The organism is Streptomyces sp. NPDC029216, assembly GCF_040648015.1.
GTDB lineage: Bacteria > Actinomycetota > Actinomycetes > Streptomycetales > Streptomycetaceae > Streptomyces.
Window position 1 is genome coordinate 70,437 of the sequence record NZ_JBEZWL010000004.1, and the last position, 21,189, is coordinate 91,625.

At 73.0% G+C, this 21,189-nt stretch carries 20 protein-coding genes; 5 read left to right on the forward strand and 15 right to left on the reverse strand.

All coding sequences use genetic code 11. The features are described 5' to 3' along the window. Positions 1 to 29: 29 nt before the first annotated feature. The gene (locus AB0F18_RS02845) at positions 30 to 245 is read right to left on the reverse strand and encodes a CbtB-domain containing protein (RefSeq protein ID WP_045945631.1); all 216 of its coding nucleotides are present in this window, start codon (positions 243 to 245) and stop codon (positions 30 to 32) included. 241 nt (positions 246 to 486) lie between these two features. Between AB0F18_RS02845 and AB0F18_RS02850 the strand changes: the two genes are divergently transcribed. Beyond that, positions 487 to 942: a histidine phosphatase family protein gene (locus tag AB0F18_RS02850; RefSeq protein WP_362054170.1), complete on the forward strand. Its 456-nt coding sequence runs from the start codon at positions 487 to 489 to the stop codon at positions 940 to 942. Between the two features lie 58 nt (positions 943 to 1,000). On the opposite strand, the gene pucL is transcribed toward AB0F18_RS02850, so the two are convergent. Continuing rightward, positions 1,001 to 1,918: a factor-independent urate hydroxylase gene (gene pucL / locus AB0F18_RS02855; RefSeq protein ID WP_362054173.1), complete on the reverse strand. Its 918-nt coding sequence runs from the start codon at positions 1,916 to 1,918 to the stop codon at positions 1,001 to 1,003. Positions 1,919 to 2,188: 270 nt separating this feature from the next. Continuing rightward, on the reverse strand, positions 2,189 to 3,538 hold the full coding sequence (locus AB0F18_RS02860; protein WP_362054175.1) for an aspartate aminotransferase family protein: 1,350 nt from the start codon (positions 3,536 to 3,538) through the stop codon (positions 2,189 to 2,191). A gap of 397 nt (positions 3,539 to 3,935) precedes the next feature. Between AB0F18_RS02860 and AB0F18_RS02865 the strand changes: the two genes are divergently transcribed. Beyond that, the gene (locus tag AB0F18_RS02865; RefSeq protein ID WP_362054178.1) at positions 3,936 to 4,352 is read left to right on the forward strand and encodes an ATP-binding protein; all 417 of its coding nucleotides are present in this window, start codon (positions 3,936 to 3,938) and stop codon (positions 4,350 to 4,352) included. Here the strand turns inward: AB0F18_RS02865 and AB0F18_RS02870 are convergent. The 7 genes from AB0F18_RS02870 to sbnA all read right to left on the reverse strand — a co-directional run bounded on the left by AB0F18_RS02870 (position 4,349) and on the right by sbnA (position 11,917). Continuing rightward, complete coding sequence (locus tag AB0F18_RS02870; RefSeq protein ID WP_362054181.1) at positions 4,349 to 5,266, reverse strand: sigma-70 family RNA polymerase sigma factor; 918 nt, start codon at positions 5,264 to 5,266, stop codon at positions 4,349 to 4,351. The genes AB0F18_RS02865 and AB0F18_RS02870 overlap by 4 nt on opposite strands. A gap of 105 nt (positions 5,267 to 5,371) precedes the next feature. Then, a complete protein-coding gene (locus tag AB0F18_RS02875) occupies positions 5,372 to 5,557 on the reverse strand; it encodes a hypothetical protein (protein ID WP_362054184.1) in 186 nt (61 codons plus the stop codon). Between the two features lie 19 nt (positions 5,558 to 5,576). After that, positions 5,577 to 6,902: a benzoate/H(+) symporter BenE family transporter gene (locus AB0F18_RS02880; RefSeq protein ID WP_362054187.1), complete on the reverse strand. Its 1,326-nt coding sequence runs from the start codon at positions 6,900 to 6,902 to the stop codon at positions 5,577 to 5,579. Positions 6,903 to 6,906: 4 nt separating this feature from the next. Continuing rightward, positions 6,907 to 8,127, reverse strand: a complete 1,221-nt coding sequence (locus tag AB0F18_RS02885; RefSeq protein WP_362054190.1) for a PLP-dependent aspartate aminotransferase family protein — start codon at positions 8,125 to 8,127, stop codon at positions 6,907 to 6,909. Further along, positions 8,124 to 9,914: an FAD/NAD(P)-binding protein gene (locus tag AB0F18_RS02890; RefSeq protein ID WP_362054193.1), complete on the reverse strand. Its 1,791-nt coding sequence runs from the start codon at positions 9,912 to 9,914 to the stop codon at positions 8,124 to 8,126. Before AB0F18_RS02890 ends, AB0F18_RS02885 begins: the two co-directional genes overlap by 4 nt. After that, the gene (gene sbnB, locus AB0F18_RS02895; RefSeq protein WP_362054196.1) at positions 9,908 to 10,915 is read right to left on the reverse strand and encodes a 2,3-diaminopropionate biosynthesis protein SbnB; all 1,008 of its coding nucleotides are present in this window, start codon (positions 10,913 to 10,915) and stop codon (positions 9,908 to 9,910) included. The genes AB0F18_RS02890 and sbnB overlap by 7 nt, the downstream gene beginning before the upstream one ends. Before the next feature lie 24 nt (positions 10,916 to 10,939). After that, a complete protein-coding gene (gene sbnA, locus AB0F18_RS02900) occupies positions 10,940 to 11,917 on the reverse strand; it encodes a 2,3-diaminopropionate biosynthesis protein SbnA (protein WP_362054199.1) in 978 nt (325 codons plus the stop codon). 514 nt (positions 11,918 to 12,431) lie between these two features. Here sbnA and AB0F18_RS02905 point away from each other — a divergent pair. Next, the gene (locus AB0F18_RS02905; RefSeq protein WP_362054202.1) at positions 12,432 to 13,421 is read left to right on the forward strand and encodes a LuxR C-terminal-related transcriptional regulator; all 990 of its coding nucleotides are present in this window, start codon (positions 12,432 to 12,434) and stop codon (positions 13,419 to 13,421) included. An 83-nt stretch (positions 13,422 to 13,504) separates the two neighbouring features. Here AB0F18_RS02905 and AB0F18_RS02910 read toward each other — a convergent pair whose 3' ends face one another. After that, a complete protein-coding gene (locus AB0F18_RS02910) occupies positions 13,505 to 14,485 on the reverse strand; it encodes a LuxR C-terminal-related transcriptional regulator (RefSeq protein ID WP_362054205.1) in 981 nt (326 codons plus the stop codon). A 266-nt stretch (positions 14,486 to 14,751) separates the two neighbouring features. Between AB0F18_RS02910 and AB0F18_RS02915 the strand changes: the two genes are divergently transcribed. Both AB0F18_RS02915 and AB0F18_RS02920 read left to right on the forward strand, forming a co-directional pair. Then, entirely contained in the window at positions 14,752 to 14,958 is a 207-nt protein-coding gene (locus tag AB0F18_RS02915) for a hypothetical protein (protein WP_362054208.1), read from the forward strand. Positions 14,959 to 15,451: 493 nt separating this feature from the next. After that, positions 15,452 to 15,904 (forward strand): response regulator transcription factor, encoded by a 453-nt coding sequence (locus AB0F18_RS02920; protein ID WP_362054211.1) that lies wholly within the window; start codon positions 15,452 to 15,454, stop codon positions 15,902 to 15,904. 73 nt (positions 15,905 to 15,977) lie between these two features. Here the strand turns inward: AB0F18_RS02920 and AB0F18_RS02925 are convergent, their stop codons facing one another. The 4 genes from AB0F18_RS02925 to AB0F18_RS02940 form a co-directional block, all read right to left on the reverse strand. Further along, positions 15,978 to 16,580 (reverse strand): hypothetical protein, encoded by a 603-nt coding sequence (locus AB0F18_RS02925; protein WP_362054214.1) that lies wholly within the window; start codon positions 16,578 to 16,580, stop codon positions 15,978 to 15,980. Between the two features lie 83 nt (positions 16,581 to 16,663). Beyond that, on the reverse strand, positions 16,664 to 18,241 hold the full coding sequence (locus AB0F18_RS02930; RefSeq protein WP_362054217.1) for an AMP-binding protein: 1,578 nt from the start codon (positions 18,239 to 18,241) through the stop codon (positions 16,664 to 16,666). Then, positions 18,238 to 19,446: a 5-aminolevulinate synthase gene (gene hemA / locus AB0F18_RS02935; RefSeq protein WP_362054390.1), complete on the reverse strand. Its 1,209-nt coding sequence runs from the start codon at positions 19,444 to 19,446 to the stop codon at positions 18,238 to 18,240. The genes AB0F18_RS02930 and hemA overlap by 4 nt, the downstream gene beginning before the upstream one ends. 69 nt (positions 19,447 to 19,515) lie before the next feature. Next, positions 19,516 to 21,072 (reverse strand): fatty acid--CoA ligase family protein, encoded by a 1,557-nt coding sequence (locus AB0F18_RS02940; protein ID WP_362054220.1) that lies wholly within the window; start codon positions 21,070 to 21,072, stop codon positions 19,516 to 19,518. Positions 21,073 to 21,189: the final 117 nt, after the last annotated feature.

Consider the following 21,189-nt stretch of genomic DNA (forward strand, 5'->3'; position numbering starts at 1 on the left):
TGCGTGATCAGCGGAGGATCAGCAGGAGATCAGTGGCACGGGAAACCGAGCAGGTGGCGGCCGTCGTGCATCCACTCGTGGACGGTGTCGCCCTGGAAGAGCGCGGCGGCACCCTGCTCGACGCCGACGAGGTACAGCAGGAACAGGGTCACGACGGCGGCGAAGGCGGCCCAGGGGGCCAGCGCGGAGAGGGAGATGGGGGCTACGGCGACGGGGGCCGAAGCGGGCACGGCGGAGTGGGCCATGGTGGAACCTCCAGGGGAACACGCGTCCCGGTCAGTGGTGCTCTCGTCGAAGGCGGACGGGTCTGACTTCCCTCCCCCGTTGCCGCGGGAGGACTTACAGTGGCGCGACCGTGCCGGATTCTCACCGGTACTTCCGTCATACCTTCTTCATGTCGTCCGTGACGGTATCGCGCTCCTGGCTTGAACACCACGGCGTGTGTCCCCCATCTCACGCCCTGGGCGTGCGCTTTACGCTCTTTTTATGCCCTTGACTCCCCCGGTGCGCCTTTACCTGACCACGCCTCCGCTCGATGACGCCGCCCGCCAGGGCCGGTTCGGGTACGCGGACCCCTGCCCCGGCCACGAGGGCCTGGCCGGGCCCGACATGGGGGAGTGGGCGGGCCGCACCCTGGACGAGGTCGCCGCCGAGGACCCCGAGGCGATCCGGCTCTGGCTCACCGATCCGGAGTTCGCCCCGCCCGGCGGCGGGGAGTCGGTGGCCGCGCTGATCACCCGTACGGGGGAACACCTGGCGGGCCTGGAGCCCGGCCGGCACCACGCGGTGGCCGCGCAGGCCGTCGTGCGGGCCGCCGTGGTGTCCGCCCTGGAGCTGCCGCCCGCGGCCTTCTGGCGGCTCGACGTCCGCCCGGACACCGTGACCGCCCTCAGCGGCCGGGCGGGCCGCTGGAACCTGCTGCTTGGGCAGCCCCGGACATGACGGACGGCCCGGACCCCGCGACGCGGTCCGGGCCGAACGGACGGGGAGGAACGGGGTGTTACGCCACGATCCAGTCGGAGGTGGCGATCACCGGCTGGACGCCGTCACGGTGGACGGTGCCCTCGATCAGGCCGTACATCCGGTCCGCCGCGAAGTACACCTCGTTGTCGTTCTTGAGGCCGAAGGGCTCCAGGTCGACGAGGAAGTGGTGCTTGTTCGGCAGGTTGAGGCGCACCTCGTTGACCTTGGGGCAGTTGTCGAGCACCCGCTCGGCCATCTGGTTCAGGGTCTGCTGGAGCGAGTAGGAGTACGTCTCCGCGAAGGCCTCCAGCATGTGCTTGCGGACCTTCTTGTACGACCGGTCCCAGTCGTACCCGGCGTCGTCGGCGGCCAGCGCCGAGTGCGCCCAGCGGGAGGTGACCTTGGTGGCCAGGATGCGGTCGTACGCCTCCTGGAGGGTCGTGTACTTGTCCTTGATGTAGCCGTGGAACTCGGAGTTGGTCGAGTTCATCACGGTCAGGTCCTTCAGACCCGAGATCACCTGGAGACCGGTGGTCTCGCTGTAGGTGACCTGCGCGGTGCGCACCTCCTGGCCCTTGCGGACGAAGGAGTGCTGCTCCTTGCGGGTCGGGACGGGGATCCGCTCCCAGGCGTACTCCTCGATCCGGATCTGCGCCTCGCGGATCGGGGCCTGGGAGGAGACGAAGTGCTTGGCGAGCAGGATGCCGAAGGCCTCGGGGGAGGCGATGCCGTGCTCCTTGCCGAAGGCGTACACCGTGTTCTTGGTGGTGTCGGTCGGCAGGCAGTTGGCGTTGTCACCGGTGAGGTGGACGTCTCGGAACTCGCCGCGCAGGGCGACCGAGACGTTCAGGTCGCGGATCTCGTGCCAGGAGCCGTCGTTGCCCTTGCGGGTCACCACGACGATGCGGTTCTCGGCCTTGCCGTACTGGTTCTGGCCCAGGACGTGCTTGCTCATGCTGTCTTCCTTCGGGTACTCGGGAACACGGAGTCCGTTGGTCTGGATCCCGTACGCCCGGCGTCCAGCGCCCGCCCTCGTGGAGGACGTCCCGCTCCCCGCCGTTCGGCCCCGCAGGACCGCCCCGGGACTGACGTGCATCCCGGTCCGTAGGTGCTGAGTCGTACTGAAGTACTGACGGGATTGCACCATGTGTACGGCGGATGAACCACCGCACGGAACATCCGAACACCAGCACCCACGGATTGGGCGACCCCACAAGAGACCAGGTCAGACCATGTGCGCGTCCGTGACGGCGAGGGCCTCGTCGAGGATCGCCAGCCCCTTGGCCACGTCCTCGGCCGTGATGTTGCAGGGCGGGGCGACGTGCATCCGGTTCCCGGCGAGCAGCGGCCACAGGCCGCCCTTCTTCAGGGCCGCCCCGAAGGCCGCCATGGGCGCGTTGGCGGCGCCGGAGGCGTTGTACGGGACGAGGGGCTCGCGGGTGTCCGCGTCGCGTACGAGTTCCAGGGCCCAGAAGGTGCCCAGACCCCGGACCTCGCCGACGGAGGGGTGCCGTGCGGCGAGCTCGCGCAGGCCGGGGCCCAGCAGCTCGGCGCCGGTGCGGGCGGACTGCTCGACGACGCCCTCCTCCTCCATCACGTTGATGGTGGCGACGGCGGCCGCGCAGGCCAGGACGTGCCCGGAGTACGTCAGCCCGCCCGGGTAGGGGCGGCGGGCGAAGGTCTCCGCGATGGCACCGGAGATGGCGACCCCGCCGAGCGGCACGTACCCGCTGGTCACGCCCTTGGCGAAGCAGAGGAGGTCGGGGGTGACGTCCCAGTTGTCGGCGGCGAACCAGGTGCCGGTGCGGCCGAAGCCGACCATGACCTCGTCCAGGATGAACACGATGCCGTGGCGGTCGCAGATCTCGCGGACGCCCGCCAGGTAGCCGGCCGGGGGCACGAGCACGCCGGGGGCGCCGCCGACGGTCTCCAGGATGACCGCCGCGATGGACTGCGGGCCCTCGAAGACGATCGTGTCCTCCAGGTGGCGCAGGGCGCGCTCGCACTCCTCGGCCTCGCTGCCGGCGTAGAAGGGGGAGCGGTAGGGGAAGGGGCCCCAGAAGTGCACGACGCCGGCGGTCGCGCTGTCGTTGCCGAAGCGGCGGGCGTCGCCGGTGAGGTTGATCGCGGTGGTCGTGGCGCCGTGGTACGAGCGGTACGCGGACATCACCTTGGGCCGGCCGGTGTGCAGCCGGGCCATGCGGACGGCGTTCTCCACGGCCTCGGCGCCCGCGTTCGTGAAGAAGATCTTGTCGAGGTCGCCGGGGGTGCGCTCGGCGATGAGGCGTGCCGCCTCGGAGCGGACGTCCACGGCGAAGCCGGGCGCGACCGTACAGAGCTTGCCGGCCTGCTCGGCGATGGCGGCGGCGACCTTGGGGTGCTGGTAGCCGATGTTAGTGTAGACGAGCGCGCTGGAGAAGTCGAGATAGCGGTTGCCCTCGTAGTCCCAGAAGTACGAGCCCTCGGCTCCCGCGACGGCGAGCGGGTCGATGAGCTCCTGGGCCGACCAGGAATGGAAGACGTGCTTCCGGTCGGCGTCTTTCACGGTGCGGAGGGCGTCGGCATCTGCGTTCATATACCGAGGGTAGTTGTCCAGGATGTGGACACGGGGGTGCCTCGGCCGCGGGTGGCCGCCGGCCGGGGTCCCGGGGGACTTGACGGATCGGGGAGCCGATCCTCGACGGTGTCGAACGGCCGGATTACCGTCGCCCGCACACGCCGCTCCACGGGGGAGAACGGCGGAAAACCCCTGGTGGGGGCCGGTCGCGCGCCTTCGGGACCCCGCTTGGAAGGCGGCGGGAGGCCCCCGCCGGGACCCCTCGCGGCCCCGCGTGCGGCGCTCCGGCGAGGCTCTGGCGGCGTTGTGGGGCGGCTGTGGCGGCCTTGTGGCCGAAACCATGGGATTTGTCCCTCCTGGTCGAGGGTAGGTGCGGCGCCGAGGGGAGCGGTGAGGCCGAGACGGGAGTGCGCCGGTGGCGGAACAGACGCGGAGGCTGGTCCTGGGCGGTGCCACGGCGGGTGTGGTCACCCGGTGCCGGGACTTCACCCGGCGCGCCCTCTCCGACTGGGCGTGGGCCCCGGGCAGCGACGCCGAGGAGGACGCGCTCCTGCTGGTCTCGGAGCTGGTGACCAATGCCTGCCTGCACGCGGGCGGCCCGCGGGAGCTGGTGCTGCGCTACGGGCCCGGGGGCCTGCTGCGGGTCGAGGTCACGGACGACAACCCCGAGCCGCCGAGGCCCCGGGCGGCGCAGGACCGCACCCGTCCCGGGGGGCACGGGCTGGTCCTGCTGAACCACCTCGCGCAGACCTGGGGCTCCGCCCCGCTGGGCGGCGTACGCCCGGGCAAGACGGTCTGGCTGGAACTCCCGGCCCCCCTGCCGGAGCCCTAGGGGGTGTCCGAGTCCCGGTCGCCCAGGATCCCGCTCAGGTCGAGGCGGGCGAGGCGTTCGGGGTCGGTGAGGATGTCCAGGGCGGTGATCAGGCCGTCCCGGACGGTGAAGGCCATCACCGAGAGCAGGCGCCCGTCGGGGTCGAGGGCGATCACCCCCGGCGCGCCGTTGACCAGCACCGGACGGGCGTCCTTCGCGAAGCGGGCGAAGGTGATCGCCTGGGAGGCGGTCTCCCGGGCCCCGCGCCGCAGCGAGCTGGGCAGCAGCGTCCCGCCGTCGGAGCGTGCGGTGATCTCGGGGTGCAGGACGGAGACGAGGGCCTCGAAGTCCCCGCCCCGGGCGGCCGACAGGAAGGCGTCGACGACCTGCCGCAGCCGGGTCACGTCCGTGTCGGTGGCCGGTGCGGCGTGCTGGACGCGGCGCCGGGCGCGGCTGGCGAGCTGACGGGTCGCCGCCGGGGTCTTCTCGACCAGCGGGGCGATCTCCTCGAAGGGCACGGCGAACGTGTCGTGCAGGACGAAGGCCAGCCGCTCGGCCGGGCCGAGGGTCTCCAGGACGACCATCAGGGCGATGCCGACCGAGTCGGCCAGCAGGACCTCCTGCTCCGGGTCGATCCCCTCGGGGCCGCTGAGCACCGGATCGGGCAGCCGGACCGGGCCGTCCCCGGCGTCGAGGGGCTCCTCGCGGCGGGTGGTGCGCGAGCGCAGCATGTCCAGGCAGACCCGGCCCACGACGGTGGTCAGCCAGCCGCCCAGGTTCTCCACCCCGCCGACGTCGGAGCGGTTCAGCTTGAACCAGGCCTCCTGCACCGCGTCCTCGGCGTCGCTGAGCGAACCCAGCATCCGGTAGGCGACCGCCCGCAGGTGGGGGCGGTGCTCGTCGAACCGCCGCGCCAGATCGTCCTTGTCGTTCACCCGTCACGTCCCCCGCTCGTGGGCCTCGGATTTCGATGATGTTCGGGTCCCGTGGGGGACGCCACCGGGAACCGGCGGAATGTCACGTCGGCGGGGCCGAATCGGTCAGGTCGGTGTACCTGCGGCGATGTCCTCCGCGCCGCCGGCGCCGTCCGCCGTGTCGATCCAGCGCCACAGCACCGGCTCCCGGGTGTCCCCCGGGAGCCGGTGCAGGGCGTCGAGCAGCTCCCGGTAGAGCCGGTACCCCTGGTGGGCCAGGGGGCCGGTGAAGGGAGCGGCGACCGTGACCACGACGGCCGCCCGCGTCCGCTCAGGCGTTCCGGGCGCCACGGGAGAGCCCGGCGTTCAGCAGGGCGTGCGTGAGCAGGCCCAGCACCAGGCCCCAGAAGGCGGAGCCGATGCCGAACAGGCTCATGCCCGACGCGGTGCACAGGAAGGTGACCACCGCGGCGTCCCGGGTGCCGGCCTCGCCGAGGGCGGTGGTCAGGCTGCCCTGGAGGGCGCCCAGCAGCGCCACCCCGGCGACGACCGCGATCAGCGCCGTCGGCAGGCCCGCGAACAGGATGACCAGCACCCCGCCGCAGGAGCCGATCAGCAGGTACCAGAACCCGCAGGACATGCCCGCGATGTAGCGGCGGCGCGGGTCCGGGTGGGCCTCCGGCCCGGTGCAGATGGCGGCGGTGATGGCGGCGAGGTTGACCGCGTGCGAGCCGAACGGGGCCAGCAGGACGGACATCGCACCGGTGGAGCCGATCAGCAGCCGGTCGTCCGGCCGGTACCCGGCGCCCTCCAGGACGGCGGCGCCCGGGGCGTTCTGCGAGGCGAGGGTGACGACGGCGAGCGGCACCGCGATGCCGATCAGCGCCGCCACCGAGAACTCCGGCGTGGTGAGGACGGGGTGCACCAGGACGCTGCCCTCGCCCAGCCCGAAGTCCAGCCCGGTGGTCGCCAGGGCGGCGCCGACGCCCACCAGCAGGGCGACCGGGACGGCCCAGCGGACGCTGATCCGCTTCATCGCGAAGAAGGCGGTGAAGGCGCCGAGGACGATCGCCGGGGAGGCCTTCAGCTCGGTGAAGATGTTGACGCCGAAGGAGAAGAGGATGCCCGCGAGCATCGCGTTGACCACCCCGGTCGGCACGGCCCGCATCAGCCGGCCGAACAGGCCGCTGTAGCCGATCACCGCGATGGCCACGGCGCTGATCAGGAAGGCGCCGACGGCCTGGGCGTACGGGTAGTCGCCGAGGTTGGTCATCAGCAGGGCCACGCCGGGCGTGGACCAGGCGGTGATGATCGGCATCCGGGTGCGCCAGCTGAGGAACAGGCAGGTCAGGCCGGAGCCGATGGAGACCGCCCAGACCCAGGAGGCGGTGTGCGCCTGGTCCAGGTGCCCGGCGCGGGCGGCGGCCAGGACGACGACCAGCGGGCCGGAGTAGGAGACGATCACCGCGATCAGGCCGGCGAGGAGCGCGGAGAAGGAGACGTCCCGGCGCAGCGAGGGACGCGGGCCGGGGGCGGCCTCGGAGGCCCCGGCCGGCTTAGCGGTACCGGCGGCCGGACGGGCGGCCTGATCGGCGGCCTGATCAGCGGCCGGCTCGGCGGCCGGTTCGGCCGCGGCGGGTTCGGTGGCGGTGGACACGGTGTCAGATCTCCTTAGCGGCACGTTCCAGTGCCTGTTCCAGGTCGGCGATCAGGTCGGCCGGGTGCTCCAGGCCGATGGAGAGGCGGACCATCTCGCGCGGCGAGCGGCTGCCCGCGCCCTCGAAGGTGAACCGGTGCTCGATCAGGCTCTCGGTACCGCCCAGCGAGGTGGCGCGGATGAACAGCCCGCAGTTCTTCGCCGTCTGCAGCGACCGCTCCCAGGGCCCGTCCACGTACAGGGAGAGCATCCCGCTGAAGCCGCCGGTCATCTGACGGGCCGCCACCGTGTGGCCGGGGTCGGAGGCGAGGCCCGGGTAGGCGACCCGGCTCACCAGCGGGTGGCCGTCGAAGTGCTCGGCGATCTCCAGGGCGGTCGCGGAGATCTGCCGCATCCGGGGGTGCAGCGTGCGCATGCCGCGGACCAGCAGGTACGTCTCCAGCGTGCCCAGGATCGGACCGGTGAGCTTGCGGTGCAGGTCGATCCGCTCCCACAGCTCGTCCAGGAGCGCGCCGCGGCCCTCGCCGCCGCGCTCCCCGACGACCAGGAACCCGGCCATGATGTCGGAGTGCCCGTTGAGGTACTTGGTGGCGGAGTGCATGACGATGTCCGCGCCCAGCTCCAGCGGCCGGGTGTGGACGGGGGTGGCGACGGTGTTGTCCACGGCCAGCAGGGCGCCCGCCTCGCGGGCCAGCGCCGCGCAGCCGGCGATGTCGGTGACCAGCCAGGTCGGGTTGGCCGGGGTCTCGATCCACAGCAGGGTGGTGGGCGCGGCGGCCAGGGCCCCGCGAACCGCCTCCAGGTCGGTGGTGTCCACCCGGACCACGTCGAGGCCGCGCTGCGGGGCGAACTCCAGCAGCCACTTGGTCAGGCCGAAGTAGAGGGTCTCGGAGACCACCACCCGGGCCCGGTCGGGCAGGCACTGGAAGACGGCGGTGGCCGCCGCCATGCCGGAGGAGAACAGGGTGGCGTCGGAGCCGCCCTCCAGCCCGGCGACGACCAGCTCGGCCTGCTCGTAGGCGGGGGTGCCCTGGTCGCGGAGGTAGGCGCGGCCGCCAGGGGTCTCGTAGCCGCCGTCCCGGCCGAAGGTCACGCCGAGCGCGATGGGCGGCGGCACGGCGCCGGTGGTGGGACAGCGCCAGCCGTCGGCCTGGGCGGCGAGGGTCTCGCGCCGCACCGATCCGGGCACCCACGGGGTGTAGTGCTCACGGTTCCTGATCTTCATGACGCCGCTTCCTGATCCTGTTCCGGGGCCTGGGCCCGGGTCTGGTCGAGCCGGAGGAGTCGCGCCGCCAGCAGGTCGGCCTCGCGCAGGGCGCGGGAGGGCGAACCGGGCGACGGGACGTAGTGGTTGTAGAAGGTGGACCCCTCGGTGAGGGGGCCGAAGGCCGAGAGGGTGGGCGAGACGAGGCCGGCCGCGTCCCGGACGCGCAGGGCGGCGTCGACCTCGATGCCGAGCGGGGCGCCGGCCGCCGTGAGCCGGCGCAGCCGGCCCCGTCCGAGCAGCCGCCCGAGCAGGTCCCGCTCCCGGCCGCCCTCCTCGGCGGCCGGGAGCTCCGCGCCGGCGAGGGCGGGCAGATGGGCGCCGACCAGCCAGTCGACCCGTACGCTCGCCTCCTCGGCGAGCCCGGTGGACACCACGTCCCAGCCCAGGTCCCGCTGTACGAGCGCGGGCGCGGGTCCCGGCCCGGGGGTGAGGACGCCCGCCTCGGCGATGGCCAGGACCTCGGCGGTGCGCTCCGCGTGCGGGCCGGTCACCAGCCGGTTGAGCTCGCCCGTGAACCGGGTGAAGAACCAGCGGGTGGACTCCGGGGTCAGGCCCGGCGCGTCCACGGCCAGCCGGATCGTCTCGCGGTGGTCGCGCAGGACTTCGAGGGCGGCCTTCAGCGGGCTGTCCTCGACGCCGATCAGCGCCTGTTCGAGGTCCTCCTGCACGCTGTGGAGGAACCACTTGGCGTACTGGACGGCGTCGGTCAGCGCCTCCTCGGGCACCCGCTCGGCGAGCAGGCCGGCGCCGGTGTGCGCGGAGCCGGGGCCGAGCCGGTCGTCCAGCTCGGCCCGCAGCAGGGGCAGCAGCTCGCGCTCGAAGTCGATCCGGCCGTCCCCGGCGGCGGTGCGCAGGGCGCGGACCGCCGCGGGGGTGAAGTGCCGGGCGGGCGGGGCCACCCGGTCGGGGTGGAACTCCGGCCGCGAGCGGTACGGGAGGCCGGAGCGGCTCACCCAGGTGATGCGGGGTTCGCGTCCGCTGGGCAGGTAGCGGGGCCGGCCGTCGGGGCCGCCGGTCAGGCGGCCGCCGCGGCCGACCGTCAGGGCGGCGATGACGTCCATCGCGGCGAGGCCGGTGCCGAGTACGGCCACCCGCGCCCCGTCGGGGACGGGGGCCACCGCGTCGGGCAGCGGGTAGGGGACGCGGATCCGGCGGTCGGCGGGCTCCGGGCGGGCGTCGCCGGGCAGGCCGTGGCCGAGGGCGAGCACCACGGAGTCGGCCTCGACGCTCCGGCCGTCGGAGAGCAGCAGCCGCTCCCCGCCGCCGGTCCGGACCACGTCGGTGACCTCGGCCCGGTGATGGGTGATCCGCACGCCGGGTCCGGCCCGGTCGGCGATCTCCCGCCAGCACCAGGCGAGGTACTCGCCGAGCACCCGCCGGGGCAGGTAGTCGGCGGGCCGCACCGGGCGGCCCCGGCCCCCGTACGACCAGCCCGAGCCGGTCCGGCCGAGGCCGCGTTCGCGGGCCCACGAGAAGAGCGTCGGCCCGCCCGGTCCGGCGTCGGGGCGGCCGAGCATGGCCGGGTCCGCGAAGCCGGTGACCTGGGCGGCGATGGTGTTCAGCAGGAGGTGGTCGGGCTGCGGGCGGTGGAGGCCGGTACCGGGGGTGCCCGGGTCGACGACCTCCACGTCCGCCCGGACGCCGTGCTCGGCGCAGAGCGCGCAGATCCGCTCCAGGACGGACAGGGCGCGCGGTCCGGCGCCGACCAGGGCGATCCGCACGGCGGCCGTGCCGGGGGCTACCACCTGCGTTCCTGACCGAAGAAGCCGGGCACCGGGACGGTCTCGCCGAGTTCGCGGGCCTGCTGGAGGACGTGCGCGCCGACCGCGAGGTCGAGGACGCCCAGGCCGAACGGGGAGAAGACGACGGCGCGGCCCGGATCGGGCTTCACCTCGCCGGTCAGCACCTGGGCCAGCGTCCCGGTGACGAACTCCCGCCCGCCGGTGAGCTGTTCGGCCAGGTGCGGGGAGGTCTGCGCCTTCATGCAGTGCTCGACGTCGTCGAGGACGTTCTCCGTGCGCAGCAGCAGCTCGGGCGGCAGGTCGCGCAGCGAGACGTTCAGCACCAGCTGCCCGGGGCGCAGCTCCGTCGTGGCCGGTACGTAGGGCCGCGCGGCGGTGGTGGCGAGGACGACCAGGTCGCAGTCGAGGGCCTCGTCGAGGGAGCCCGTCGTACGGGCGTCGAAGCCGAGGGAGCCGATGTGTCCGGCGAGCCGGGCGGCGGAGGTCTCGTCCAGGTCGTGGCAGAGCACCTCGGACGGCTGCCAGCCGGCGGCGGCGAGGTAGTCGGTGATGGTGCGGGCGATGACCCCGGCGCCGACGACGGCGGTCCGCCCGGTCAGCGCGGCCCCGCCGCCCAGGGTGCGGGCCGCGAGGGCCGCGGACGCGGCGGTGCGGGCGGCGCTGATGCCGGCCGCCTCCAGCAGGGCGACGGGGTAGCCGGTGCGGTAGTCGTTGAGGACGAGCACGGCGGAGGCGCGCGGGTTCCCCTCGGCGACGTTGGACGGGAAGCTGGCTATCCACTTGATCCCGGCCAGGTCGGTGGAGCCGCCGAGGTAGGCGGGCAGCGCGATGATCCGGGCGTCGGGCTTCTCGGGGAAGCGTAGGAAGTAGCTGTCGGGGTTGACGCTGCGCCCCTCCTCGTGGGTCAGGTACGCGGAGCGCACCAGGTCGATGACGGCGGCGCGGTCCCCGTCGAGGACGCGGGAGGCGACGCTGCCGGGGACGACGTCGAAGGTGGTGGTCATGGTGTGGTGGATCCCTCGGGTTGCTCAGGTGTGGGCGGGGGCCTGCCGCGCGGGCTCGCCGCGCCAGTCGGGCAGCCGCAGGTCGGCCCAGTCGTCGTCGTAGACGGTGTCGAGGTAGCGGTCGCCGAAGTCGGGGGAGACGACCACGATCGTGCTGTGGTCCTCCAGTTCGCCCGCGAGGCGCTCGACCCCGGCCAGGACCGTGCCGGTGGATCCGCCGACGAGCAGCCCGTAGTCGGCGGCGAGCCGGCGGCACATGCGTACGGCGTCCTCCTCGGGCACCGCGACCGTCCGGTGGACCTGGTGCGCGTCGAAGAGGCGGGGCTCGCGGCTGGAGCCGAGGCCCGGGATGTGCCGGGGGCCGGCCGGCCCGCCGAAGGTGACCGAGCCGACGGAGTCGACGGCGACGACCCGGGTCCGCGAGGGCGGCCTGAAGTAGCTGGCGCAGCCCATCAGCGTGCCGGCGGTGCCGGTGCCGACGAACAGGTAGTCGGGGTCGCCGACCGAGGTGCGGATGGAGTGGGCGGTGCGGGCGGCGTGGGTGGCCACCGACGCGGGGTTGGCGTACTGGTCGAGCCAGATCAGTTCGGGGTCCTCCGCGAGCCGCTGCTCGATGAGGCGGATCCGGGTCTGCAGGAACCCGCCGTTCGCGTCGCGCTCCCGCACGATCACCAGCTCCGCCCCGAGCACCTGCATCAGCCGCAGGCTCTGGGCGTTGGCGTTGGGGTCGGAGACCACGGTCAGCCGGTAGCGCTTGGCGGCGCAGACCATCGCGAGGGCCACCCCGAGGTTCCCCGAGGTCGACTCGATGACGCGGGAGCCCTCCCGCAGCAGCCCGCGGGACTCCAGGTCCTCCACCAGGGCGACGGCGGTCTTGAGCTTGACGGATCCGGCCGGGTTGAGCCCCTCCAGCTTCAGCAGGACGCGCAGGCGGCCGTGGAAGCCGTGGAGGTTGAGGAACAGGTCGTCGGTGACGATGTCGTGCACGCTTCCGAAGATCACGATCGCTTCCTGGACGGTTGGACGTGGACGGCGCGCGGACCGGCGGGCTGCCGGCCCGTCACTGGACGGACGCCAGGGCGACGGCGGCCGGGGCGTCGTTCGAGGAGGCGGGGACCGCGCCCCAGATGAGGGAGGCGGCGAGTCCGGTGAGCAGGACGCGGGAGAGAGAGCGCATGGCGGAGTACCCCGTTGTTCGTCGGTGGAGACGGGTCGGTTCACGGCAGGAGAGAGCAGCGCGGGAGGGGCCTGCGCCGTGGTCGGGAGGCGCGGCCCGGCTCTCGCGGACTTCTCGATCCTGGCTCGAATCCGGCCCCGTGCCCAGGTCTTCGGGGCTGCCGGATCAGGCCGTGGCCGTTCCCGGACACGCCCTTTGGTCCAGCGTTCACGCATCTCACGAACTGGTTGGTCCGGACGGCCCTGTTGTCCTTGAAGTACATTGCGCAGCCGATTGGGCACTGGTAATGCGCAACGGGGGGAAGCGATGGGGGACAACGGGATTCAGGATCGGATGCGGGTGCTGTACGCCCACGCGCTACGGCATCCCGACTGGGAGCCGCACGCGTTCGCGGACGCGCAGGGCTGGTCGAACGAGCAGGTCACGGGGGCGATCCTGCGGCTGGCGGACCTGCGGCTGCTGGGTACGAACCCGCACGCGCCCAGCGGCTGGGCGGCGGCCGCGCCGAGCGGGGCGCTGGGGCATCTGCTGGGCCACGGCCGGCAGGCGCTCGACGGTCTGACGAGGGAACTGCACCAGGTGTGGGACGCGGTCAGCCGGATCGTCGCCGACTACCACCCCGTGCACGCCGGGCAGCTGGCCGACGCCGGCACCGAACTGCTGACGGGGGCGGCCCGGGTGACCGCCGCGCTGGAGGACATCACCCGTTCCGCGAAGCAGGAGATCGTCTCCCTGCACCCGGGGAAGGCCGTGCCGCCGGAGATGGCCGAGGAGGGCCTGGCCCGCGACCGGCAGGCCCTCGCCCAGGGCATCCGGATCCGTACCGTGCACCTGCACTCCACCGCCGCCGTCCCGCACATGGCCGCCTACCTCGACGGGCTGCAGGCGCTCGGCGGCAAGGTGAAGACGGCGCAGCTGCTGCCGCTGCGGATGATCGTGGTGGACGGTTCGGCGGCGATGATCCCGGCGCCCGCCCCCGAGGGCCAGCTGGCGGCCCTGCTGGTGCACGGCGGTCCGCTGGCCCTGGTCTTCCACCAGATCTTCGAGCACTGCTGGGTGACCTCGGCCCCGCTGCCGCTGCCGGGTGCGGAGGCCGACGGCGGGGTGAGGACGCGGACGGGGCTGGACGACCGGGAGTCCACGGTGCTCTCGCTGCTCGCGGCCGGGGCGACGGACGAGGCCATCGCCCGCCGCCTGGGTGCCTCCGAGCGGACCGTACGCCGCATCGTGGCCGAACTGATGGAGCAACTCGGGGCGGGCAGCCGCTTCGAGGCGGGCGTCCTGGCCACCCGCAGCGGCTGGCTCGACCCGCAGCCCCCGCCGGCCTGAGCGGGGGCCGGGCCGGCCGGGCCTGAGCCGGACCCGCCGGCCGGAGCCCGAGACGAGCCTGGCCGGCCGCCGCCCGGTCCGGGTCAGATCCAGTCGCGCTGGGCCGCCCGCAGGCCCGCCTCGAAGCGGCTTCCGGCGCCGAGACGTTTCATCAGCTCGGCCATCATCCGCCGGACCGTCCGCAGGGACAGGCCCAGCTGGCGTCCGGCGGCCTCGTCGGTGAGCCCGCTGCCCAGCAGCCGCAGCAGTTCCTTCTCCTGGCGGGTCAGGCCCTGGTCGTCACGGTCCTGGCGGGTGCCCAGCGGTACGGCCGTCTCCCAGATCTGGTCGAAGAGCCCGGACAGTCCGACGACCACGCCCGGCTCCGTCAACTGCACCGCGCCCTTGCGGGTGTTCTCCGGATCGGCCGGAACGATGACCGTCTTCCGGTCGAAGATGAGCATGCGCACCGGCAGCGAGGGCACGGTGCGCACCTCGCCTCCCAGGTCGGTCAGCCACTCCGCGTACTCGGTGGTCGCCGAGTCGTTGCGGACGCTGTCCAGGTAGACCGTGCGCATCCGCACTCCCCGGTCGAGGGAGTCGCGGTCGAGCGGCTTACTGGCCTCAAGGCTGGCTTGAGACTGGGCGCCCCCGGGATTGAAGGTCAGGCACTCCGAGGTAGCCTCGGAGGCGAGCTCCCTGATCCGGTTCTGCACCGACTCGATGCCGAGGAACTGCTGGGCGACGCGTTGGGTCTGACCGGTGTAGAGCTCGCTGTACGTGCTCACCAGCTTGGCCATGTCGGCCTCGCAGCGGGCCACTGCCTCCTGTCTGCTCTCCAGTTCGCGCTTGCGTTCGTTGAGCAGCTCGCGCAGTCCCAACGCGGGATCGGCGGGCTGCAGTTCGTCCCCGATGGCCGATCGGTGCAGAAGGCGCAGATCGGTCAGTTTTTCCAATGACTCGCGCACATCGGCGGTGGTGATCCGGAGTCGTCGGGCGATCTCCGTGACCCCCCATGCGTGGTTCGCCAGCATGAGTCCGTATACGTCCGCGGTTTGTGCGTCCAGTCCCAGTAGTTCCAGCATGGTGTCGTTCCTTCGGTCCCCCGCCGCTCACTCTTCCTTGAGCCGCGCCGATGCGGTCAACATATGAGACGCCGCAGGTGGATGGCTACTTCCGTGCACCCTCGTTGCGAGGTTGGCACCGAGCTGCCACGAGGTTCTTCCTGCCAGCGGATCCGCTTCCACTCGGGGTCTTCCGTAAAGCAAGCTGGATGCAGAAGGAAGGAGCGGCCCGGCGGCGAACGCCGGGTTGACTCCCGCTTTACGGACGCTTTTCCAGGGGGAAAATCATGCTGCAGTTCCGTCGTCTCGCCGGTGTCGCTTCCATCGCCGCCCTCGCCGCCGCCGGTCTCTTCCTCTTCGGCCCCGCCCAGGAATCCCGGCCGGGTCAGGAAACCAGGGTTACCGCGGAGAACCAGAACTGGGACGTCATCGCCCCGGACGACGTACTGCCGGAGATCTCCATCGTCACCGAGTACCACCTGAACCAGGATTAGTCGACTCGCATGCTCATGACCGCGGTTTCCCTTCGCGCCCCGGCCGCAGGAACGGCCGGGCCGCCGGATCCGCTCCTCCTCGCCTCGTTGTTGAGGTCCGTGGCCACTCCCGCGGACGGCCTGGAACACGTGGCGGTCCGCCCCTCCGACGGGTGCGTCCAGCTCGTCCTGTTCCAGACGGTCTCCGATGTACTGGAACCACCGGCGTCAGGCGACAGTATTTGCCGCCGGGCACTGGAGATAACCCAACAGCTCAGTGGCTGGACCGTGGAAACCCAAAGGTAGAACACGGCCCCACGGTTCATTCAGGGGATTCACCATGGCTATCAGCGTCATTGTCGGCGGCAGCCGGGTTCTCTTTCTTGAGGCGCTCGTCGAAGCCCTCCGATCGTCGGGCGGCATAGAGGTAATCGCCGCGGAAACCGACCCTCAGCACGTCCTGTCACTTGTTCACCGTCATTCGCCCGATGTCGTCCTGCTGGAAGACACCCCGGTGGGCGATGACGTACTGCGTCTCGCGTCGGCGGTACGGGCCAGGGTGCCCGCCTGCGGAATCGTGCTGATGATGGCCGGAAATCGCCCTGCGGTGGTGGGCCGCGCGATGGCGGCCGGAGTGCACGGCATCGTCCCGACCGACACGGGGCTGCCCCGGCTGATCGCCACCCTCAAGGGCGTGGCGGCGGGCTGCGTCACGATGGCTCCGTCGCTGGCCAGCAGTGCGATGGGGCTGGGCAACCCGGGTACCGGGCCGACGACGAAGCTGAGCACCCGGGAGTCCCAGGTGCTGCGGCTCACGGCCGGGGGGGCCACCGTCAAGGAGATCGCGGCGGAGCTCTACCTGGCGGCCGGAACCGTACGCAACGTCACCTCGGCCTCCATCAAGAAGCTCGGCGGCCGCAACCGCTTCGACGCGGCCCGGATCGCCGTGGAGCAGGGCTGGATCTGAACCGGGCACTTCCCTGCCGTACGGCGAAGGGCGCGCCCGGTGTTCCCGGGCGCGCCCTTCGCCGTACTCGGGGCTACGCCTTGCGGCCGGCCCGCCAGCCGGTGAAGGCCGAGCCCGCCCAGAGGACGGCCGCGCAGCCCAGGCCCGGGACGTACCGCCAGGCCTCCTTCTCCGCCCCCAGCCCCAGGACGGCGACGGCGGCGAGGGCGACGGTGGCCAGCATCGCGGCGCCGACCCAGCGCAGCATCGGGGCGCGCAGGGTCTTGGCCATCGGGAAGAAGTGCGCGCCGACCACCAGGGCCGACCAGCTCAGCATCATCTCGGGGCGGTCCAGGCCGGTGCGTATGTAGTTGTTGCCCGCACCGAGGACGGCGACCTCGATCAGCAGCACGGTGAGGAACTTCGGGCCGCCGCCGCCCGGTGCCGGCGGAGTGCCCTTCTCGCCGGCGGGGGTGCGCCGGGCCAGGAGGAAGAGACGGGCGACCGCCGAGGCGCTCGCGGCGAACAGCAGCGCGCCGGCCGCGAGGACGAACGGGCGGGCCGCCCCGTGCACCACGGCCTGCCCCAGGGCGAACCACATCACGCCGAAGCCGGTGCCGATGAGCGTGGCCCGGCCACCGTTGCGGAGCTGGTCCCGTCGGGTCCTGGCGACGGGTCGGGCGGCGGTCTTTTCCACGGGTGTTGCCTCCTGAGTGCGTGGGTTTTACATCTTCTCGCAGCGGGTGAACCGGCCCTCCCACGGCGACCGGTTGCGGCGGTCTACCGGAAGAATCCGGCCAGTTCGGCCTTGAGGATCTTCCCCGTGGGCCCGACGGGATAGGCCTCGGTGAACACGATCCGGCGAGGGTACTTGTACCGCGCCAGCCGCTCCCCGCTCCAGGCGGTGATCTCCTCGGCCAGCCGCGGGTCCGGCCGGACGCCCGGCACGGTCCGCAGCACCGCGCCGACCTCCTCGCCGAGCCGTTCGTGGGGCAGGCCGACGACCGCGGCCTGGGCCACCGCCGGGTGGGCCAGGAGGACTTCCTCCACCTCGCGCGGGTAGACGTTGTAACCGCCGCGGATCACCACGTCCTTCTTGCGGTCCAGGACGCGCAGGTAGCCGTCCGCCTCCCGCGTCCCGATGTCCCCGGTGCGCAGCCAGCCGTCCACCAGCACCTCGGCGGTGGCCTCGGGCCGGTTCAGATAGCCGGCCATCAGCCCGTGGCCGCGGACCACGATCTCCCCGCGCTCGCCCGCCGGCAGCAGCCGGATCCGCCGCGCCTCGTCGGCGGCCGCGATGGCGACCTCGACGCCGGGGATCGGCAGGCCGACCGTCCCGGGCCTGCGCTCCAGCCCCGGCTGGTTGTAACTCACGCTGGGGGAGGTCTCGGTGAGCCCGTAGCCCTCGTAGACGGGGGCGCCCAGCGCCTCCTCGACGCGCCGCAGCACCGCCGGGGGCAGCGAGGAGCCGCCCGAGTAGGCGCGCCTCAGCGGGGGGCGGCGCGGATCGCGTCCGGCCGCGTCCAGCAGGGCCAGGTACATGGTCGGCACGCCCATGACGACCGTGCACCCGTGGGCGGCCATCAGGTCCAGTGCGCGCGCGCCGCAGAAGCGGGACATCAGCACCAGGGTGGCGCCGGCGTGGAAGCACACGCCCATCCCGCAGATCTGGCCGAAGGTGTGCGACAGCGGCAGCGTGCCGAGGAGCACGTCGTCCGCCTCGAAGGCGAAGGGGGTGCGGGCGGTGGTCGTGATGTTCATGAGCACGCTGTGGTGCGTGAGCATCACGCCCTTGGGCGCTCCGGTGGTGCCGGAGGTGTAGAGGACGACCGCGACGTCCCGGGGGGCGCGCGGGACCAGCCCCGCGAGGGGCTCGGACCGCTCCGCCTCCCGGTCCAGCCGGGGGAGTTCCCCGGTTCCGTCCGGCCCGTCGCCGTCGCCGTCCCCGTCCCCGTCGCGCAGGCCGAGCAGCGTCACCCCCGCCGCCCGGGCGACGGCGGCCGCCTCGGGCAGCAGGGAGTCCGCGCAGACCAGGGCCACGGCCCCCGAGTCCCGCAGGACGTGGGCGATCTCCGGGGCCCGGGAGTGCTCGTGGACCGGTACGGCGGTGCAGCCCAGGGCGAGGGTCCCGTAGTAGGCCATCGGGAACGCCGGGGTGTTGGGCAGCAGCAGCGCGACCCGGTCCCCGGCGCCCAGACCCCGGGCGCGCAGCGCGGCCGCGTACCGCAGGGCGCCGTCCCAGAGCTCCGCGTAGGAGTACGAGCGGTCCCCGAAGACCAGCGCGGGGTGCGCGGGCCGCCGGGCGGCCGACTCCGCCAGGACGGACGCCACCGACGAGGACGAGGACGCCTCGCTCATGCGCCGGTCCGCGGCAGGCCCAGTTCGAGCCAGACCGTGTCGAGCGCCTCGACGAACTTCTCCACCTCGGCCGGCTCGGGCAGCGCGCCCGGCGCGATGCGCAGGATCTCCTCGCCGGTCTTCACGCTCGGCGCGTTGATGGACTGGACGTAGATCCGGTACCGCTCCAGCAGCAGCGCCGAGGCCTTCTTGCAGGCCGCGTCCTCGCCGATCAGCACCGACACGATGTGCGACTCGTCCGACAGGAACGGGATGCCCCGCTCCCGCAGCAGCCCGTGCAGCAGCCGCGCGTTGCGGTGCAGCGCGGTCCGCTCGGTGTCCGAGCCCGCCAGGTGGCGTACGGCGGCCAGCGCGCCCGCCGCGACCGCCGGCGGGAGGGAGGTGGTGAAGACGAACGGCCGCGACAGGGTCCGTACGGCGTCGATCAGCGCGGCGGGGCCCGCGATGTAGCCGCCGGCGGTGCCGAAGCCCTTGCCGAGGGTGCCCATAACCACGTCGATCTCGTCGGCCAGGCCCTCGCGGGCCGCTATGCCGGCGCCGCGCGGCCCGTACATGCCCACCGCGTGGACCTCGTCGAGGAAGATCGTCGCCCCGTACCTGCGGGCGATCTCGGTGACCTCGCGGATCGGCGCGACGTCGCCGGACATCGAGTACACCGACTCCAGCACGATCAGCTTCGGCCGCTCCGGCGCCTCGGCCGCGATCAGCTCCTCCAGGTGCGCGGCGTCGTTGTGGCGGAAGATGCGCTTGGCCGCGCCGCTGTGCCGCAGCCCGTCGATGATGGAGGCGTGGTTCAGCTCGTCCGAGAAGACCACGCAGTCCGGGACCGCGCCCGCGATCACCGTCAGGGCGCCGTCGTTCGCGGTGTAGCCGGAGGTGAACAGCAGCGCCGCCTCCTTGCCGTGCAGCGCGGCGAGTTCCGCCTCCAGCTGGACGTGGACGTGGTTGGTGCCGCCGATGTTGCGGGAGCCGCCGGAGCCGGCGCCGTAGCGCTCCACGGCGTCCCGCATCGCCGCCATGACCTGCGGCTGCTGGCCCATGCCGAGGTAGTCGTTGCTGCACCAGACGCTGATCTCGGCGGTGGCGTCGGCCGGGTCGGCGGAGGTGGAGGCGCTGGGGAAGCGGCCGGCCCGGCGGCCGAGCTCCAGGAACTCGCGCTTGCCGTCCGCGATCGCGGCGGCGGCGCGGTCCGTGAAGAACGCCAGGTGGGCCTGGGGGGACGCCTGGGGGGCCGGGGTGGTGGAAGTCGTCACGATGTCAGCTCGCTTTCTTCGTCAGTTCGAGGCCGCGCCGGAGACCGCCGCGCCCCGCAGGCGCCCGTGGTCGGGTTTTCCGGATTCGGTCAGGGGGAGTTCGGGCCACCGCACGATCCGCGCGGGTGCGTGGGCGGCGGAGAGTTCTTCGGCGACGTGCCGGCGCAGCTCGTCCGGCTCGCAGGGGACGCGCAGCACCACGGCGGCGTGCACGGCCTCACCGGTGACCGGGTCGGGCATCCCGAACACCGCGCAGTCGGCGACGGAGGAGTGGGTCAGCAGGGCGCGTTCCACCTCGGCGGGACGGACCTTGACCCCGCCCGCCTTGACGACGCGCCCGATGCGGTCGACGAGGTGCAGGCAGCCGTACGCGTCCCAGTGCCCGAGGTCGCCGGTCCGCAGCCAGCCGTCCGGCAGCAGGACGGCGGCGCTCTCGGCGGGCAGGCCCTGGTAGCCGGTCATCGCGTACGGGGAGCGCACCTGGACCTCGCCGGCGGCGCCGGGCGGGACCTCGCGGCCCGTGTCGGGGTCGCAGACGCGGACCTCGACCCCCGGGAACGGCCGGCCCACGCTGGGCAGGAGCTCCGTTTCGAAGTGGTCGAGCTGGTCCAGCAGGGTGATCCGGCCCGCCTCGGTGGAGCCGTAGCACTGCACGAGGCGCGGGCCGAAGAGCCGTACGGCGGAGGCCAGTCGGGCCGGGGAGGCCACGCAGCCGCTGTAGATGAGCTGGCGCAGCGCGGACAGGTCGGTGCCGGGCGTGTCCGGGTGGTCCAGCAGCCGGTACAGCTGCGGGACGGTCAGGTAGACGCGGGTGATCCGCTCGACGGCCAGGGCGGTGAGCACCTCGGCGGCGTCGAAGCGGTCGTGGACGACGAGGGAGCCGCCGGAGGCGAGGACCACGTCGGCCATGACGGCGACGGTGTGGCTGGTCGGGGTGACGATCAGCATCCGCTCCTGGGGCCGCCCCGCGAGGGTGGCGGCGTCGAGGAGCACGAGCCGGTTCCAGGCGGCGAAGGACTGCCGCACGCCCTTGGGGCGGCCGCTGCTGCCGCTGGTGTAGGTGATCACCGCGCAGTCGGGGACCTGCGGCGCCGGCGGGGCCGGCAGTTCCTGGTCGTCCTCGGTGCCGGTGCCGGTGGCGGTGTCGAGCACCGCGACGGACGGCGACTGCGGGAGCAGACGGGCGAGTTCGGCCCCGCGCTCGGCGTGGGCCGCATCCGTCACCAGGACGGAGACCCCGCATTCCGCGAGGAGCGCGGCCTGTTCGGCGGCCGGCAGCGGCAGGTCCGAGCCGGGGTTCACCGACCGTACGTACATCACGCCCGCGCCCAGGAGATGGGCCGCGTACCGCGCGGTGAAGGTCAGCGGGTGGTTGGCCCCGGTGAGGATCCCCACCGTGGTGCCCGGCCCGGCACCGGCCGCGCGGAGCGCGTCGTGGGCCCGGTGCACGGAGCGGACGAGCGCGGCCCCGTCGAGGGAGCCGGCCCGTCCTCGGATGCGGGTCTGCCGTGGGGCCCGGGCGAGTACGTCGAGCATCCGGGAGACGTAGTGCCCCTGCGTAGTGGATCGTCCGGTCACGCCATTCTCGTTCCCTGCGAAGACGGGTCCCTCGCATGCTCGACCGGCGGAGGGGGCCCGGACAAGGTTTTCCGGAGTGGCGCTGACACCGGTCACGCGAGGTCGTGACATTTGTCA